Below are 14,906 nucleotides of genomic sequence, written 5' to 3'. Positions count from 1 at the left end.
TTTTACTGATTAATATCGGTGCTCACACCCCAATGTGAAGCACCATTTTTTTAAGCGGTTAACAGCTCATAGCCTGGTAACGTTAAGAAATCGACAAGTTCATCTGAGGTGGTAATTTCATCAAACAAACAAGCAGCTTGATTAAATTTACCTTGGTTAAAGCGTGCTGAACCTAGTTCCTGCTCAACATTAGCGAGCTCTTCACTGAGCATCTCTTTGAATAACGCTTTAGTGACAAGTTTGCCGTTAGACAGTGATTTTTCATGCTGGATCCATTGCCAGATTGAAGTACGAGATATCTCTGCAGTTGCCGCATCTTCCATGAGTCCGTAGATTGGGACACAACCGTTACCTTGGATCCACGCTTCAATGTATTGCAGCGCAATGCGGATATTTAAACGCATGCCATCTTCGGTACGTTCCCCATCGCAGGGGGTGAGTAACTCGTCCGCTAAGATAGGTGCATCAACATCACGAGTAATGTGCAACTGATTAGTGCCTGCACCGATATAATCGTTGAATATGGTCATTGCTGTATCAGCAAGTCCAGGATGTGCGACCCATGTACCGTCGTGACCATTACGTGCTTCAAGTTCTTTGTCGCCTTTAACCTTTTGCAGTACTTGCTCATTTGCTTCAGGTGTTTTAGCTGGAATAAATGCCGCCATACCGCCCATCGCTAACGCACCACGCTTATGACAGGTTTTAACTAACAAGCGTGAATATGCACTCAAAAATGGTGTGTCCATCGTAACGGCTTGTCTGTCTGGCAATACACGGTCTGCATGCTTCTTCAGTGTTTTGATATAGCTAAAGATGTAATCCCAACGACCACAATTTAATGCCACAATGTTTGAACGTAACTCATAAAGAATCTCATCCATTTCAAATACGGCAGGTAAGGTTTCAATCAAACAAGTACATTTAATCGTGCCAGGTTTTAGACAAAAACGTTCTTCAACGAAAGCAAACACTTTTGCCCACCAACGTGCTTCAACATGGCTTTCCAGTTTTGGAATGTAAAAGTATGGACCGCTGCCTTTAGCTAAAAGCTGATGATAGTTGTGGTAGAAGTACATGGCGAAATCAAATAAGCCACCCGGGATAGCCTCACCTTTAAATTCGACATGCTTTTCTTTTAGATGCAAACCACGTACTCGACAAATTAGTACGGCAGGATCTTCATCTAAGCTGTAATGCTTACCGGTATTTTCGGCTGTAAAACTGATGTCACCTCTGACGGCATCTCGAAGGTTAATTTGGCCTTGAACCACTTTCTCCCAACTCGGCGCTAATGAGTCTTCAAAATCTGCCATAAACACTTTTACGTTCGCATTCAGAGCATTAATAATCATTTTACGGTCTACTGGACCAGTTATCTCAACACGACGATCTTTCAAGTCGTCTGGCATGCCTCGAATTGACCACTCACCGTCTCTAATAGCACGAGTTTCAGGTAAAAAGTCTGGTAATTCACCATTATCAATTCGTTGCTGTTTTTGCTGACGCTTACTTAGTAGCTCAGGCACTTCTTGAGTGAACTCTTCACAAAGCGCAGCTAATAAAGATAAAGCACCATCATTAAATATCGTATCTTGTCCTGGGACCTCTGGACCGATTAATGCAAGTTCTGCACTTGTTGGTAATTCAGTATCAGCACTTGGCTGGGATTTCGCATATCTAGCCACTAATTGTTCTGCTGTCATATTAAGCCCCTTGAGCATAAGTCAGTTTCAAAAGAGAGAAGGTAGTCGTTAACTTGTCTAAGGTTGCCTTACCTAACCTTGGAAACTTGATGTACTCATTGTTATCCAGTCCTAAGTTAGTAAAAGAAGTTACGTAAAACTCAATAAGTCGTCTCAATGACAGCCTTACACGAACTCTTTAGGCCTTGCTCCTTTCCATCTCTATCTTCAAAACAAACTAGCCAATATTTAACCGTCAAATGTTTGTTTCGTACTAAAACCTAACGACAAACCTTTGCATTTGCAACAGCTTGAAATTGCTATCGAGCGAATAAAAATAGCAATATAAATTGGTATGACCATAACAAACCAAAAGATAAGCACCTGATTAAAAACAATTTAAAATAAATCCATTTTGTTTTTATTTTTTTATTGGTCAATTGTCTTACAAGTTAACCAAAGACAAATCAAAGAAAATTAATCCGTAATTAAAATACGTGATGTAAATTTTTAATTACAGCATTTTTAGGGTTTTATACCAAAGTAGAATTAGATGTTTGTTTTGAACTGCCCTTAAGGTAAAGCAATTAAAATCAACAAATACAATCTATTAGCTAAAGCGCCACCCCAACCCAATTCAAACAACCGTTTTAATGTTACGTTAACGTAAACGTAACGACCAATGTAGAACATTTACTCTAGACAGTAACCGATGTAGTCCGATCAACATCACAAAAAATATTGGTTCAGCTGAAAAAAAAGACGTTTTTTTTACAAAAAAGTTAAAAAAAACTGTAATTTCGAGTTTTACACTGAAAAAGCGCCATTGTGAGCAGCAAAAAAAGAACACTATGCGTTAGCGATAGAATGAAGGGGTCATTGGTATAAGCTCAAAGATGCAACTCAAGATAGTGGCAGTGTCCCCAGGTTTAGCTGTTAGCTAAAATACATCCCCCTATTTGAGGTTCTACTCGCCGCTGCAAACATCAAGAACAATAAAAAGTAAGCAGTAAGCAGTAAGCAACGAAGAAAATACGGCATACTCATGTTTTGAGTATCAATATGAGTTCTGGAGACGAGAATGTTACCCCTTCCCCCTCTTTCATTTGGCTTTCTATTCACACGATTAAGCGATACCGTTAAAACTTAAGATTGCGATAAGATGACAATAAGATTGCACTCAAGCGAGTAAGCTCTTAGTGCTTTAACGACGAAAGATAGCCGTATTAAAGATAAAGCGCGAGTGACCTTACCGTGCTTGCAAGCAGCCTATACGTAGCGTTAAACAGCGGGCTTTCGTTAAATTATCTACCGTAAAATTATCTACTGTTAAATGCTATATCGATAAAACACGCGATAACTTAAGCGCTGTGGTTGAGCCAAAGCTCAAAACAACACCAGTATTGAGATGTTAAATATATCAATAGAGAACGAGTTTTCTTTTACAAGATAAATGGGACTGCTGAGCGGTTGAAAGCGGTAAAGTGAGATAGTTTTTAGTTTGGCAGTTTTATAAGTTGAAAGTGTTATAAACAAACGACCCTATTTCGACCATGAGATTTGGCCTGATAAAGCGCTGTATCAGCCCTGTTGATAATAGGATCTAAGCTTAAATCCTCCTCTGCTTTATCACTGACTCCTATACTGGCTGTAATGGTAAATTGGTGACCTGAGTATCGAGTGTTAATGTTAGCAAAAGCCTGACATACATTCTCTGCCACTTCATTAGCTAACATTTTATCCGTGTTAGGCATAAAAATAGCGAATTCCTCACCACCTAAACGACAAGCAATATCGGTATTACGTTTATATTCATTAATGGTATCTGCCACTTTCTTTAACGCCCAATCACCAGTAGCATGGCCAAAGCTGTCATTGATTTTTTTAAACCAATCTAAATCGATCACTACAACGCTGAAAGTTCCACCACTGGCTAACGTTTTAATAAATTCATTCTCAGCCTTATCAATCCCTGCTCCACGATTAAACAACCCCGTTAATGAATCAACTTGAGCTTGCTTTCGGAACTGATTTCGTTGATTCCAAGCGGTATAAAGGAGTAAAGCCAATAACGCTACCGTACCTGCCAGTACCGTAGAAAACATAAACGAAGCGCTTTTCTCATTGTTTAAAATGCTACGCTGTTTGGCAATCATCTCGTGATCTTGTACTAACTTGTTTAACTCTCTGGTTTTTTCTGCACTATCAAACTTAACCATTTGGTAGGCATTTTCTTTAACCTTTTTCTCGTCTAGTAGTTGCACGCCAATAGCATGAGCTTGCACTTGATATTGATAGGCTTCTTTAAACTTTCCTTGCTTACTTGCGATCATCGATTGAACGTGAAAAGTTCGTTTCTTGCCTTTTAAATTCATCGGTTCATTAGGGAGTTGCTCAACAAGCTTGGCATACGTTAATGCTTGGTCATAATCTCCTAGATGAAAATACACTTCGCTTAAATAAGCATGGCTATCATGTATTTCTATATGAAATTTAAACGCTTGATAGCGCTCTAACGAATCCAAATACCCGCTAAGTGAAGCTTGGTATTGGCCCGTTTCAAATAATACGTGTGACTGGCCTTTAATCGCCATCGCAACAATAAGAGGAAAATTATGCTTATTACAATACAGTTCGGCTTCTTTGAACTGAGAAGCGGACAATTCAAAATTTTCTAACTTTAGGTTTGCAACAGGTAAATATAATTTTGCGTAACATTCGTTTTTCGTATTTTCGCCCTTGTTTAAACTTAAAATCTCAGTTGCAGTGGTGAGCATCTCTTCAAATGCATCAAGCTCCATATACACGTTCATTAAGCGAATATACGCGTTTACTTTTATCTTACTGTCATCATAACTATCAATTCGGGCTAGACTTTCTTCCAATAATTGAAATGCTTGCTGATAATTATTCTGCCCAATATTGGCAGTGATTTTATACATCGAGATTTGCGTCATTAACTCATTATCAGGCTTGAACAACAACGCCTTATCGAGCGTAAACAAGGCTTGTTCAAATTCACCTAGATATAAATGTTTAATACTACTAAGCGTATGAAAACGCGCTAACTGCAGTTGAGACAATTGGTTTTGTTGCTTTTCTAATGTTTCAATTTGCCTTTCTGATTCGGTTAAATCAACTTGAAGCGCTACCTCTAATGTGTCCAGTTGCTGATCAAAATCCACAGCAGCATTAATAGCATCACTAATAAGTAACGCCATTAAAACGACTGTGAAACGTAAAAAATGATTAAGCACGGCTATTTTGTATGATTTGATATCAGTAAGAATGCTTTCATTTCAATATCACCCGCTAATGCACTGACTGCTTTGGCATCACCAGATAATACTGCTTTGATTTCATTATCAGATAAACCATAGTTTTTCATTGTCCCCTCAGGGTCTTTTTTATAGGTTTCTAATAATTTCGCATCCGTATTAAGTTCGGTAAAAAACTCCGTTAAATTTGCCATTCTATTTCCTTATTTGCTATTTCAGGTTTGGTTTACGTTATCCGATATCACACGCACTGATCCCAAGCTTTTCGAGAATACTCAGATTAAGGCTAAGTGTTTCAGAAGGTGGGATCATCAACGTCGAGATCATTTCTAAACGAGCATTGGGTAAGTTTTTCAAGGGTAATCGCTCGACTCTTGGTGTTTGTGTCGGCAAATTAGCAGCTTCATAAATTACGACTTCATGATCTAGCGGATACCACTGAGATAAATGGGCGACTAAAATGTCTAAGCGTTCGCGAGTGGTAGAGAATTCCGTTAACGTATGCTCGCCAGCTAATGCGATTTGCCACAGCAATAAATGGGTTTTGGGGTTTGGGGTATGCTGATACAGCATAAACTGAGTTGCTTCGTAGCTTTGGTGACCTGAATGGCCTGGGTCAATACCTAAATCAGCCCATAGACAAGCCTCAGCAGATATCCCCGGTAGCATGTCAGCTTGATAACCTTCATCACGAGCTTGTGCAATTGCAAGATGTGAAATGCAAGCAAACACGCCAGGGTGACCATATAACGCCACCACCACATTTTTATCTAACCTGAGTTCGTTAAGAATAGCGTCTACCATTTGTGCATAGGTATCTCGGCGATTTTTAACTTCACCTTTTTGGGCATAAAAAGGCTGTAATGATCGATGATTATTATTCAGGCTTTGAATCCAACGTTCAGTAAAGCCGTCTGGCACTAGAGAAAACACCACATCGGCATGTTCAATATAGCTTTGGCTCAGCACACTAATGTGTCCAGCAAGTTGCAGACCCGTGCCGACAAATACTAACCGACCACCTTTGGTTTCAGTATGCTGTTTTACGTTATGTTCAGAGTAAATTGGTGACATTTTTTATCATTATTCTTTCGTCAAAAGTTAATTACTTAACAAACCTAACCGCCAATTAAATCCTATTAATTTCTATATGATTCAAATTTTGCATAAGCGCTTGTATCAAACTTATAGAATTACATTCAGATTTTCCATGATTTTCTACATTTTCGTAACATCATCAAGCGTAAAAGAATTTATAACTGAGTCATTTACCGATGGCATCATTGAACTATATCTATAATATCGACTCTATTATTCACATCGTTATAGCATTCTCAGCGAATAGCCCCTTGTCAGCATAGGGACCCCTTGGGTATGATGTCGTCAGATTTTTAGGAAGTAGCACAGACAATGATAAACAAAAAACAAAGTCTTACCCTTTTAGGCGCAGTTGCGCTTTCAGTTTCTTTAAGTGCGTGTAGTGTTTTTGATTGGCTGATCTATAAGCCAGATATCGCACAAGGCAACTACATGGAATTACAGCAAGTTGAAAAGCTGCGTGTAGAAATGACTAAAGAACAAGCTGAGTACATTCTTGGCCGCCCAGTTCTTCGTGATAGTTTTGCCGATAATGTTTGGTATTATGTTTATCACTTCAAAAGTGGCCGTGACGCAAGTATCACTCACAAAGAGCTCATATTGTTCTTTGAAGATGATTTACTTGTCAAAGTTGAAGGCGACTACAAACTTAGTGAGGACTTTGACACTCCTCTAGAATCAGGTGCCTTGCCTTCGATTTCATCTCCTACTGTTGAACCTTTACTTCCAGAACAAGACCCTGCATCAATTCGTCGTGATGCTAAACCTCTGGTTGAAGAGAACCGTCTAGAAACAGAAAATGACGTGCCGAAAGGCGGTAATGAAAATATGCCTAAAGGCGAATAAGCATTAAGTAAAAAAACTGACTTATACAAAAAAGCGGAAAGACACGTCTTTCCGCTTTTTTATTGTGAAAAATACTCTAAGTACACAACAAATTATGACACAGCTTCATCATTGTGTTTGTTCATGCTCAGTGACCTCTGTGTAACGTTGAAAATTTCGCTAAATTTTCGCACCAGTAATCTTGTTGCTGCGTCCCTCTTCTTTCGCTTTTTCTGCACGCTTACGGCGCACATCTTTAGGATCAGCAATCAAAGGGCGGTAAATTTCAATTCGTTGTCCTGGTACAAGCACCTCATCGTGCTTTGCTTGTCGACTAAAAACGCCTAATTTTACTTTAGCTAAATCGATATCTGGAAAGAAACTTGCCATGTTGCTTTGCTTTACCGCGTCAATAAATCGAGTACCAGGCGCAACATTAACCGTAATCACCTTTTGCTGCTCAGGTAATGCGTAAATAACATCAACTGGAAATAAGTCTGTCTCATTTGTCATGGTAAATCACCTTAGCTCGGTCAGTAAAAGCAGTTACCATTGAATTCATCAACTCTTTAAAAACACGACCAAATGCAATATCCGCTAGTGGGTTGGAAAACTCAAAATTTAAATCGAACTCCACTTTACAAGCATCATCAGTTAACTCAGTAAAACGCCACATGCCATCTAGGTTTTTAAATGGGCCATTTTCTAATGTTAACGACACACTTTTACCTGGCACCACTTGATTACGAGTGGTGAATGTTTTGCGGATCCCAGCCTTTGAAACATCAACAGATGCAACCATGGTTTTACCATCAAACTCAATGACTTTACCGCCAACACAACCTGGCAAGAATTCATGGTATGACTCAACGTCATTAACCAAGTCATACATTTGCATCGCACTAAAACGAACCAACACATTTTTTGAAATTTTTGGCATGAATAACAACACTATCGATAACAATGAGGCAATTTTAACACGCTTACAGTAAAACGCATCCATTACCCTGATGATTAAACTCGCATCTTTAAGTGGTTTGGGTATAATCCCTTGATTAGTTTTTTCTCTCCCCCATATCTACCACAGTAAGCATAAGTGACTAGAGTTTTTAAATGGGATAACAGCGGGCAGTAAACGCGATTATGGTAAAAAAGAATTCAAAAAAGTCAAAGAATCCACCCGCTACGATTACACGTAATAAGCGCGCGACCTTTGAGTTTAAAATAGAAGATAAAATCGAAGCTGGATTAGAGCTTCAAGGCTGGGAAGTAAAATCCTTGCGTATGGGCAAAGTCACGCTTGCGGACTGTTACGTTTATATCAAGCATGGTGAAGCCTTTATGCATGGCTGCACAGTACAGCCTTTAAACACCGCATCAACCCATGTGGTTTGCGATCCAATTCGTACCAAAAAACTGTTATTAAAGCGCAGTGAAATTGATAAGCTTGAAGGCCTAATTGAGCGTCAAGGTTATACCTTAATCCCCCTTTCACTATACTGGCGCAAAGGTGCTTGGGTAAAAGTTGAAATTGGTTTAGGTAAAGGTAAAAAAGACCACGATAAACGCCAAGACACTAAAGAACGCGAATGGAAAGTAGAACAATCTCGCGTAATGAAGAAGTCTAGACTGGACGGATAATGTACAAACGATTGTTAATTGGTGAAATGCACTAGGTATTTTGGCATTTAACCGATACAATCAACAAACTTTGGGGGCGATTCTGGATTCGACAGGATTCACGAAACCCTGGGAGCATGTCGAGGGGCGGTTGGCCTCGTAAAAAGCCGCACTGTTATAGTTGCAAACGACTCTAACTACTCTCTAGCAGCTTAGGCTAGCTAGCCATCAACCACACGTCTTGCACATGGGCAGTGGATTTTGATGGTCATCTTACATCGTGCTAGCGAGGGAACCTTGTCTGGGGGTGAACCGCGAAACAGTACCGGACTCGCCTTGTAATATCCTGTCTTTCGGAGCTTGCAAGGTTAACCAAAAGAGAGACTAAACATGTAGCGCCTTGGATGTAGGCTTTCTGGACGCGGGTTCAAGTCCCGCCGCCTCCACCAAATACCTAAAAAGGGCTTAGCAGCAATGCTAAGCCTTTTTTCTTTGTCTAGTGGCGACAAAATGGCGACAGCCAATCAAATATCCTGTTCATCATTCATCAACATTTAGTCGCAATATCCATATCAGATAACACATTACTGCCCTTTATGAGTTGCAGACGATAAGCAGCACACAACAGTAGCCAGTCAGTTGACCTACTTTTGGTAATCGATAAATGACAGTTACTGACCACTTTAGGTATGACACCATATCTATAATCTCTTTTCAGTCTTTTTGCTCGTTTATTCAGCATGGCTTTGCTAGAGTGCTTATTAATCAATAGCTTTGCTAAAGCGAGGCTTAAATAATTGGTTTCAAGTGTGCACTATGCGAGATTTAGTGCTTCAAGGAGAACACGTGAGATTTGCTTTTTTGTTTATCGTTTTTTTTATTGCTGGTGAAGCTATAGCCAAATCAAATTTTATAAAAGTTAACGGTTATGACGTTGAATACGAAATCGCAGGAAATGGTTCTAAGACTGTTTTCCTAGAAGCTGGTGGGACTGCTGGGCTATCAGATTGGGAACCTATATTTGAAAAACTTGCTAAAGATACCCGCGTTATTCGCTATTCACGGATCGGTAATGGTGGCTCGCAAAAAGTCAGAAAAAACTATAGCTCCGAAGAGTATGCGGAAGAAGCTCGTTTATTGCTTGAAGTTTTAAACATTAAAAAACCAGTAGTTTATGTTGCGCATTCATATGGTGCTTATATTGCTAGGCGATTTTCTGCGACTTATCCTGAATGGGTTTCTGGATTAATGTTGATTGAGCCTGCCTCTGAGCATGATGTTGATATTATGAGAAAAATCGATTTGGAAAAAGCAGAGAAGGAAATCGCTCAAATAAAATTAGATGACCAAGCAAATGGCATGTCTAACCAGTATCTCGATTTTTGGTCAAAACGCCCACTTCCTGATTACCCTGAGATTCCTAATATCCCTGTTACAGTCATTGCGTCAGTTAAAAAGTATCAAAATTCTCCAATGCTATTTTTCAACGATAAAGCTCGCACGATGTGGGGACAATTGCATTCAGATTGGGTACTTAGTTTTCCGAAAGGTAAAATAGTATTGACTGATAAAAGCTATCATTATCCACAAAATGATGAACCAGAAATGGTCATTAATGAAATAAAAGCTCTGCTGGATCGAATTAAACATTAATCGGATTGTCGGAGGTATCTAAACTCCGGCACAAGATATGGCGAGTGGCAGAATAAAAAATTCCTACAGAAAATGATTACAAGTACTCAATATACGGAAGACTGCATAGCTGGTTGCCATACTTTCCCTAATGAGACTCATCACTTTAAGAATCATAACTCTAAATCACTTATGCCCAACAAGGAGTTAGCTACCGTGACTAGCCCAGTTCTGCCTCAAAGTTTGCTAGACAGCGGTAGCAACGAGACTATTTAGAACGAATCAATATCATCTTACTTTTGTAATCTTTTTTAACGGCGTTACTTGCCACTAAAACACTGGAAACCTACACAGGTATAACTGAATTGCAGCAAATTGATATAATTGGGAGGGGCAAAGAATGCGTAAAATGAGTTTTTGTGCATCGATAATTTTGAAAAAATCGAGAAAACGCATATATATCAACACACTAAAAATGTTAATAAATATTGTATAGACCTCGTAAACAATGACGCATTCTTTCTCCGGCTATATTTTAAACATTGCTAAAGAATGAGCAAAAAATATTCGACTTACAACAAAGACTTAGCGATGGTATCTTTTCTACAAGAATTGAGCAGCCTGGAATGTTATCGTGCTGCTATTGAATAAGCTGTTATATTTTCAAGGCGGCAGATGATGCAGCAAGAGTTTTTGGAAGACTTTAAGCGAAAGTTCAATCAGTATTTTGATTTATTCTTACTTGAGTATCCAAATTGCGCAAAACATGTGAAAGCAAGGTGTAACCTTTCCAAATACAGTATTTAGCCCATAACTCTTGTGGCGATGGAAAGTCTTCTAAGCGAATTTCAGATTCAAGGTTGTGGGCCTCTGATGTACCGAGCTTAGTTTTATCGTGGAAGATAAAACCATCACCGTTTGAGGCAAAGATGAAAGGCACTTCTAGCAAACGGGCATAATCCAGCCCTTGCTGCATGCCCTTGCCGACTTCATGTTTATTGGCTTTCGCTTCAATAACAGCAAGTGGGATACTCGGTTTATGGTAGAGCACAATGTCAGCTGACTTAACGGTTTTACGCACACCTAACTGGCCACGCACAATCACTTTACCGTCACGCAATTTCACCTCTTGACGAATTTGTGTCATATCATCCTAACCCGCACTTTTAATCGCTGGCATGATGAATTTGGTGATGATATCGGTTTCAATCAGTTTTGCTTTATTAATGCTCATTGCCAATCCAGGTCCTTCTTAGAAGATAACAAACAGTTTCGGACAGTTATGTCCGTTTGGATTGTGCCATAAACCATTATAGAAACACAGGATTTAGGTCAAGGATATGGTGAACTAACCATCCTATAAAAAATGGACTAAGATCATTCGCTGAAGTTGATCATTTTTTATCGTTCACCTTTTACTTTTCCTATCTGAAACAAGGACCGTACTTAGTTATGACTGAGAATGAATTCATATCAACAATATATGCTGGAATTAATGTTGGTGACATCATTAAGAAACCGAAAGTCACTTCAGAAATATTAGCAATGATGCAAAATGGAAACATCTACTATCGTATTGGAGAACGCAATAAGAAGTTTGTTTCAAAGAACGAGCTGGCGGACATTTATGCAGTACTCCAAACAGGGGAGCTAAGCACTGAAGCCATTAGGAGCATTGTGCCAAAGTCAAAGCCGTGTAATTCAACAACTATACAATGGCTAATAACCCATACAGGCCTAGCAAAACGTAATCTGCATGGTAATTTCGCCAAGAACTGGTAGTCGTTTTCAGAGGGAATAGTTTAGATCTACACATAGAAATCTACCTAAAACTTAGGTAATACACCCACCCAAATTAGAAAGTACCACCAGCAACCCACTGCTCCAATACACCTTCAAGCTTACTGAGTTGCTGTTGATGTTTTACTGGGTTATTTGCCAGCTTCTGGATATTCAATAACTTCCACTTTACTGCTGGCAGAGCCTCAACACTCGGCTCGTCAAACAGTGACCAGTCAGGGTGACCACTTTTAAACGACAACAAAAAATCTCTATCCCTTGCTGTAAAGTGTGTCTTGAGAGCCGTAAACATTTCAGTGCGTGCGGCAATTAGTTCATCAAGTTCTATGGGCTTGGCTGTCATTCCGTTGAACTCGGCTTTAAAACTTGCATCAAGCTCTTTCCAGCGCGGTGACATTACTTCGCTAATTGGTCTTGGATGACTGAGTGTATAGGTTAAAAACCCTACTAAAATCTCTCTTGTGATCCCCTCTTCTGCCAATAGCATTTTTACATCGAACAGATCGCGTGGATGCTGCCTATCCATTGCAGCGCATAACTTACCACCGTATAGGTCTGGCAAGCTCACAACAGGGATCTCTGCGTAGCCAAACTCATCTTCTACCGATTCAACTACCGGCATCAGCTCTGCATTGTGCAGTGTCCCTCTAGCGACGGGTGAAACTTCTATCTTTATTGTGACCCTCTCGCTGGTCACAACAACTCGTAACTCATCATGTTTATTATCTTGAAACACTGCATTGAGGTTGGGCTGAGTATTAATATTGTCGGTCAGCCGTCCAAGTGCTGACTTTACATTTTCGAGTGCTTGCTCCCTTGAGTCTAATGGAAGGTATGCTAAATCGATATCCACTGACAGCCTTGGAAAGTCGCGCACAAATAAGTTAATAGCGGTGCCACCCTTTAATGCAAACACCTCTTCTTTGGCGACTAGCGGCAGCATCCGGATAAGCAAAGTGACTTGTTGATAGTAAACCGACGATTTATCCATATTGGTTTTCTTCTTTTGACTTCATAAATGATACAGGCACGGTTATCTGATACCGTTCATCATAACTACCTTGGGAAACGACTTGGCGCTTTCCCGATCCTAAATGTATTTGTGATTCATCTAATCTCTTAGCCCACTGATGTTGATAGTAGTGACTCAGAAATAGGAAGAGTCGATTGGTTTGCACCGCTTCGCTGCGATTGAGTATTGATTGCACTCGTCGCGGGCTCAAATTAACCAGTCCTTGAAAAAGCTCAGCAGCATGCTCAAAGCTTATCTGCTTACCTATTGAATTAACAACCTCATAGGCCGCGAGTTCAGCCGTACTGGCCTTAACTTCTCTGTTGTTCACAGTTATTGTTATGAAGTCTTTTTCTAACGTTTGAGTCAATTTATTGCTGGTATAGAACAACCAGTTTTGCCCATCAAGTTCACGGAACCATTTTGGCAGTGCGTTTTTACTGCTACAACCAACCCACACTTGTTCGCTTCCTAGCTGTAGATAGTGACTCAACCCTTGATGAGTTAGACTGCTAACTCCCGCAAGGTGTATAGAAAGCGCTAACTGCTCATTAGCAGCATTTAGCGCTTCAACCCAAGTAGGTTTCAATTTACCCGTCGATTCAGGACGAAAATAAACCCCCGCTCTGATCTTGTTCAGCCAGCCACTGCTTACATATTTTCTCACTAAAGATGGGCTTATACTGTTTTGCGTCAGCCACGATTGAAGCACTAGAGCGCCTGGATGTGTATTACTTATGAGCCAGTTTACTTTTGATGACATAGTTACACCTTTAGTACCACTTTACACCAATTTATAAACCAACTATAAAACCTGAGTTTATAAAAATCAATATAGTGATACCTGAGGTACATCTTTATTTAAATTATTAAACTAAAAGAAATCTATTACATTCATAGTACAAATAGTCTGTACGGTAGTTAGCTTGTTCATTTCTCACACCTTTATCTGCGGGCTTACCTGTGCTTGCTCAATAAAGTCTACATTTCTAGACTTTATTGGTATCAGGACTATCAGAACCCATAAAGTACAGAAAGTTAGACTTTATAAAATTAAAGAGTGTTCTCTTGCTAGAATGATACGAAGAAGGCCGTGGATGAAATTTTTATCAAGTTTTAAAACTTTTTCTAAATATTTTGCAGCAACAGTACTGTGACTTACTTTTATTGTAACACCAACAGGAACACCTGAGATTCTACTTCAATATAAAACACCTTTAAAATAGATAGTTACAACACAAAGAAGAGCCCCGCCTCCACCAAATACCTAAAAGGGCTTAGCAGCAATGCTAAGCCCTTTTGTTTACCTACAGATTTATTTTTCCTGATAATACCAATCAACACGATACTTAAAATCCCATTCCACATTAAGTACCTGCCGTATATACATCATGCTGTTACATATACATAGTGCTTGTTGACTTGGCACATAAAAAAAACCTGCACTTGGCAGGTTCTTTTTATTATTATTTGAACGCTAAATTTAGTTTTGCTTTCTTACAAATTTAGACTTCAGCATCATTTGGCCATGGCCATCTACTTTACAATCAATATCATGATCAGCATCAACAAAACGTTTAATAACGGCTTTGGTGCCTACTTTAAGCACTAATGAAGATCCTTTTACTTTAAGATCTTTAATCAGTGTCACTTTATCATCTTCAGCAAGTAAGTTACCCACTGCATCTTTTAATATGATCGCATCAGGATCGATGATTTCTTCGTTTGGGTTCCATTCATGAGCGCACTCAGGACAAATAAGTTGCGAACCATCTTCGTATACATAGACAGATTCACATTTAGGACAAGGTGGGATAGCGCTCATGGTCAATTCTCTTTAATCAAAATAAGTGTGATTCAGTATAGGTTTACTACTCAATCGATATCAGGACATTATAATCAATATATCTAATATCAGCTAGGCAGCAACTGTGCTCTTGTTAACAGCCTTGAACA

General features: G+C 39.4%; 13 protein-coding genes, 1 other RNA gene and 1 pseudogene. 5 read left to right on the top strand and 10 right to left on the bottom strand.

Annotated features, from left to right (window positions below; translation table 11 throughout):
* Nucleotides 1-50 precede the first annotated feature (50 nt).
* From aceB to J8L86_RS09050, 4 genes are all read right to left on the bottom strand, one after another.
* Nucleotides 51-1,706 carry a malate synthase A gene (gene aceB, locus J8L86_RS09065; RefSeq protein ID WP_082972227.1) on the bottom strand — a complete coding sequence of 552 codons (1,656 nt, stop codon included), beginning with the start codon at nucleotides 1,704-1,706 and terminating at the stop codon, nucleotides 51-53.
* Nucleotides 1,707-3,211: 1,505 nt separating this feature from the next.
* Nucleotides 3,212-4,906, bottom strand: coding sequence for a GGDEF domain-containing protein (locus tag J8L86_RS09060; protein WP_156669112.1), 1,695 nt, complete (start codon nucleotides 4,904-4,906; stop codon nucleotides 3,212-3,214).
* A gap of 38 nt (nucleotides 4,907-4,944) precedes the next feature.
* Nucleotides 4,945-5,157, bottom strand: a complete 213-nt coding sequence (locus tag J8L86_RS09055) for a hypothetical protein (RefSeq protein WP_065108599.1) — start codon at nucleotides 5,155-5,157, stop codon at nucleotides 4,945-4,947.
* 37 nt (nucleotides 5,158-5,194) lie between these two features.
* Nucleotides 5,195-6,037: an SAM-dependent methyltransferase gene (locus J8L86_RS09050; RefSeq protein WP_065108600.1), complete on the bottom strand. Its 843-nt coding sequence runs from the start codon at nucleotides 6,035-6,037 to the stop codon at nucleotides 5,195-5,197.
* A gap of 336 nt (nucleotides 6,038-6,373) precedes the next feature.
* Here J8L86_RS09050 and bamE point away from each other — a divergent pair, with 336 nt between their 5' ends.
* Nucleotides 6,374-6,907, top strand: a complete 534-nt coding sequence (gene bamE / locus J8L86_RS09045) for an outer membrane protein assembly factor BamE (RefSeq protein WP_065108601.1) — start codon at nucleotides 6,374-6,376, stop codon at nucleotides 6,905-6,907.
* 159 nt (nucleotides 6,908-7,066) lie between these two features.
* On the opposite strand, the gene J8L86_RS09040 is transcribed toward bamE, so the two are convergent.
* Nucleotides 7,067-7,399 carry an RnfH family protein gene (locus J8L86_RS09040; protein ID WP_065108602.1) on the bottom strand — a complete coding sequence of 111 codons (333 nt, stop codon included), beginning with the start codon at nucleotides 7,397-7,399 and terminating at the stop codon, nucleotides 7,067-7,069.
* Nucleotides 7,389-7,826: an SRPBCC family protein gene (locus J8L86_RS09035; protein ID WP_065108769.1), complete on the bottom strand. Its 438-nt coding sequence runs from the start codon at nucleotides 7,824-7,826 to the stop codon at nucleotides 7,389-7,391. Before J8L86_RS09035 ends, J8L86_RS09040 begins: the two co-directional genes overlap by 11 nt.
* Nucleotides 7,827-8,029: 203 nt before the next feature.
* Here J8L86_RS09035 and smpB point away from each other — a divergent pair, with 203 nt between their 5' ends.
* The 3 genes from smpB (at nucleotide 8,030) to J8L86_RS09020 (ending at nucleotide 10,159) form a co-directional block, all read left to right on the top strand.
* On the top strand, nucleotides 8,030-8,527 hold the full coding sequence (gene smpB / locus J8L86_RS09030) for an SsrA-binding protein SmpB (RefSeq protein ID WP_055025695.1): 498 nt from the start codon (nucleotides 8,030-8,032) through the stop codon (nucleotides 8,525-8,527).
* A gap of 72 nt (nucleotides 8,528-8,599) precedes the next feature.
* Nucleotides 8,600-8,955: a transfer-messenger RNA gene (gene ssrA / locus J8L86_RS09025) on the top strand.
* 412 nt (nucleotides 8,956-9,367) lie between these two features.
* Nucleotides 9,368-10,159, top strand: a complete 792-nt coding sequence (locus J8L86_RS09020; RefSeq protein ID WP_247663299.1) for an alpha/beta fold hydrolase — start codon at nucleotides 9,368-9,370, stop codon at nucleotides 10,157-10,159.
* 757 nt (nucleotides 10,160-10,916) lie between these two features.
* Here the strand turns inward: J8L86_RS09020 and J8L86_RS09015 are convergent.
* Nucleotides 10,917-11,372, bottom strand: a pseudogene (locus J8L86_RS09015) (type I restriction endonuclease); the annotation flags it as partial.
* A gap of 218 nt (nucleotides 11,373-11,590) precedes the next feature.
* Between J8L86_RS09015 and J8L86_RS09010 the strand changes: the two are divergent.
* Nucleotides 11,591-11,920 carry a hypothetical protein gene (locus J8L86_RS09010; protein ID WP_211029950.1) on the top strand — a complete coding sequence of 110 codons (330 nt, stop codon included), beginning with the start codon at nucleotides 11,591-11,593 and terminating at the stop codon, nucleotides 11,918-11,920.
* A gap of 73 nt (nucleotides 11,921-11,993) precedes the next feature.
* On the opposite strand, the gene J8L86_RS09005 is transcribed toward J8L86_RS09010, so the two are convergent.
* The 3 genes from J8L86_RS09005 to J8L86_RS08995 form a co-directional block, all read right to left on the bottom strand.
* Nucleotides 11,994-12,929 carry a nucleotidyl transferase AbiEii/AbiGii toxin family protein gene (locus tag J8L86_RS09005; protein WP_211029948.1) on the bottom strand — a complete coding sequence of 312 codons (936 nt, stop codon included), beginning with the start codon at nucleotides 12,927-12,929 and terminating at the stop codon, nucleotides 11,994-11,996.
* The gene (locus J8L86_RS09000; protein WP_211029946.1) at nucleotides 12,922-13,713 is read right to left on the bottom strand and encodes a type IV toxin-antitoxin system AbiEi family antitoxin; all 792 of its coding nucleotides are present in this window, start codon (nucleotides 13,711-13,713) and stop codon (nucleotides 12,922-12,924) included. The genes J8L86_RS09005 and J8L86_RS09000 overlap by 8 nt, the downstream gene beginning before the upstream one ends.
* 720 nt (nucleotides 13,714-14,433) lie before the next feature.
* Nucleotides 14,434-14,775 (bottom strand): zinc ribbon domain-containing protein YjdM, encoded by a 342-nt coding sequence (locus J8L86_RS08995; RefSeq protein WP_055025696.1) that lies wholly within the window; start codon nucleotides 14,773-14,775, stop codon nucleotides 14,434-14,436.
* Nucleotides 14,776-14,906 lie beyond the last annotated feature (131 nt).

Origin of the sequence: Shewanella sp. MMG014, from assembly GCF_018100775.1 — a bacterium.
In the GTDB taxonomy this organism is placed as follows: Bacteria; Pseudomonadota; Gammaproteobacteria; order Enterobacterales; family Shewanellaceae; genus Shewanella; species Shewanella japonica.
This window is presented reverse-complemented; position numbering and strand designations above follow the sequence as displayed.

What these genes read in the sequence shown, in the direction of transcription:
- aceB (WP_082972227.1), bottom strand. Translation starts at nt 1,706, where the DNA reads ATGACAGCAGAACAATTAGTGGCTAGATATGCGAAATCCCAGCCAAGT.
- J8L86_RS09060 (WP_156669112.1), bottom strand. Translation starts at nt 4,906, where the DNA reads ATGGCGTTACTTATTAGTGATGCTATTAATGCTGCTGTGGATTTTGAT.
- J8L86_RS09055 (WP_065108599.1), bottom strand. Translation starts at nt 5,157, where the DNA reads ATGGCAAATTTAACGGAGTTTTTTACCGAACTTAATACGGATGCGAAA.
- J8L86_RS09050 (WP_065108600.1), bottom strand. Translation starts at nt 6,037, where the DNA reads ATGTCACCAATTTACTCTGAACATAACGTAAAACAGCATACTGAAACC.
- bamE (WP_065108601.1), top strand. Translation starts at nt 6,374, where the DNA reads ATGATAAACAAAAAACAAAGTCTTACCCTTTTAGGCGCAGTTGCGCTT.
- J8L86_RS09040 (WP_065108602.1), bottom strand. Translation starts at nt 7,399, where the DNA reads ATGACAAATGAGACAGACTTATTTCCAGTTGATGTTATTTACGCATTA.
- J8L86_RS09035 (WP_065108769.1), bottom strand. Translation starts at nt 7,826, where the DNA reads ATGCCAAAAATTTCAAAAAATGTGTTGGTTCGTTTTAGTGCGATGCAA.
- smpB (WP_055025695.1), top strand. Translation starts at nt 8,030, where the DNA reads ATGGTAAAAAAGAATTCAAAAAAGTCAAAGAATCCACCCGCTACGATT.
- J8L86_RS09010 (WP_211029950.1), top strand. Translation starts at nt 11,591, where the DNA reads ATGACTGAGAATGAATTCATATCAACAATATATGCTGGAATTAATGTT.
- J8L86_RS09005 (WP_211029948.1), bottom strand. Translation starts at nt 12,929, where the DNA reads ATGGATAAATCGTCGGTTTACTATCAACAAGTCACTTTGCTTATCCGG.
- J8L86_RS09000 (WP_211029946.1), bottom strand. Translation starts at nt 13,713, where the DNA reads ATGTCATCAAAAGTAAACTGGCTCATAAGTAATACACATCCAGGCGCT.
- J8L86_RS08995 (WP_055025696.1), bottom strand. Translation starts at nt 14,775, where the DNA reads ATGAGCGCTATCCCACCTTGTCCTAAATGTGAATCTGTCTATGTATAC.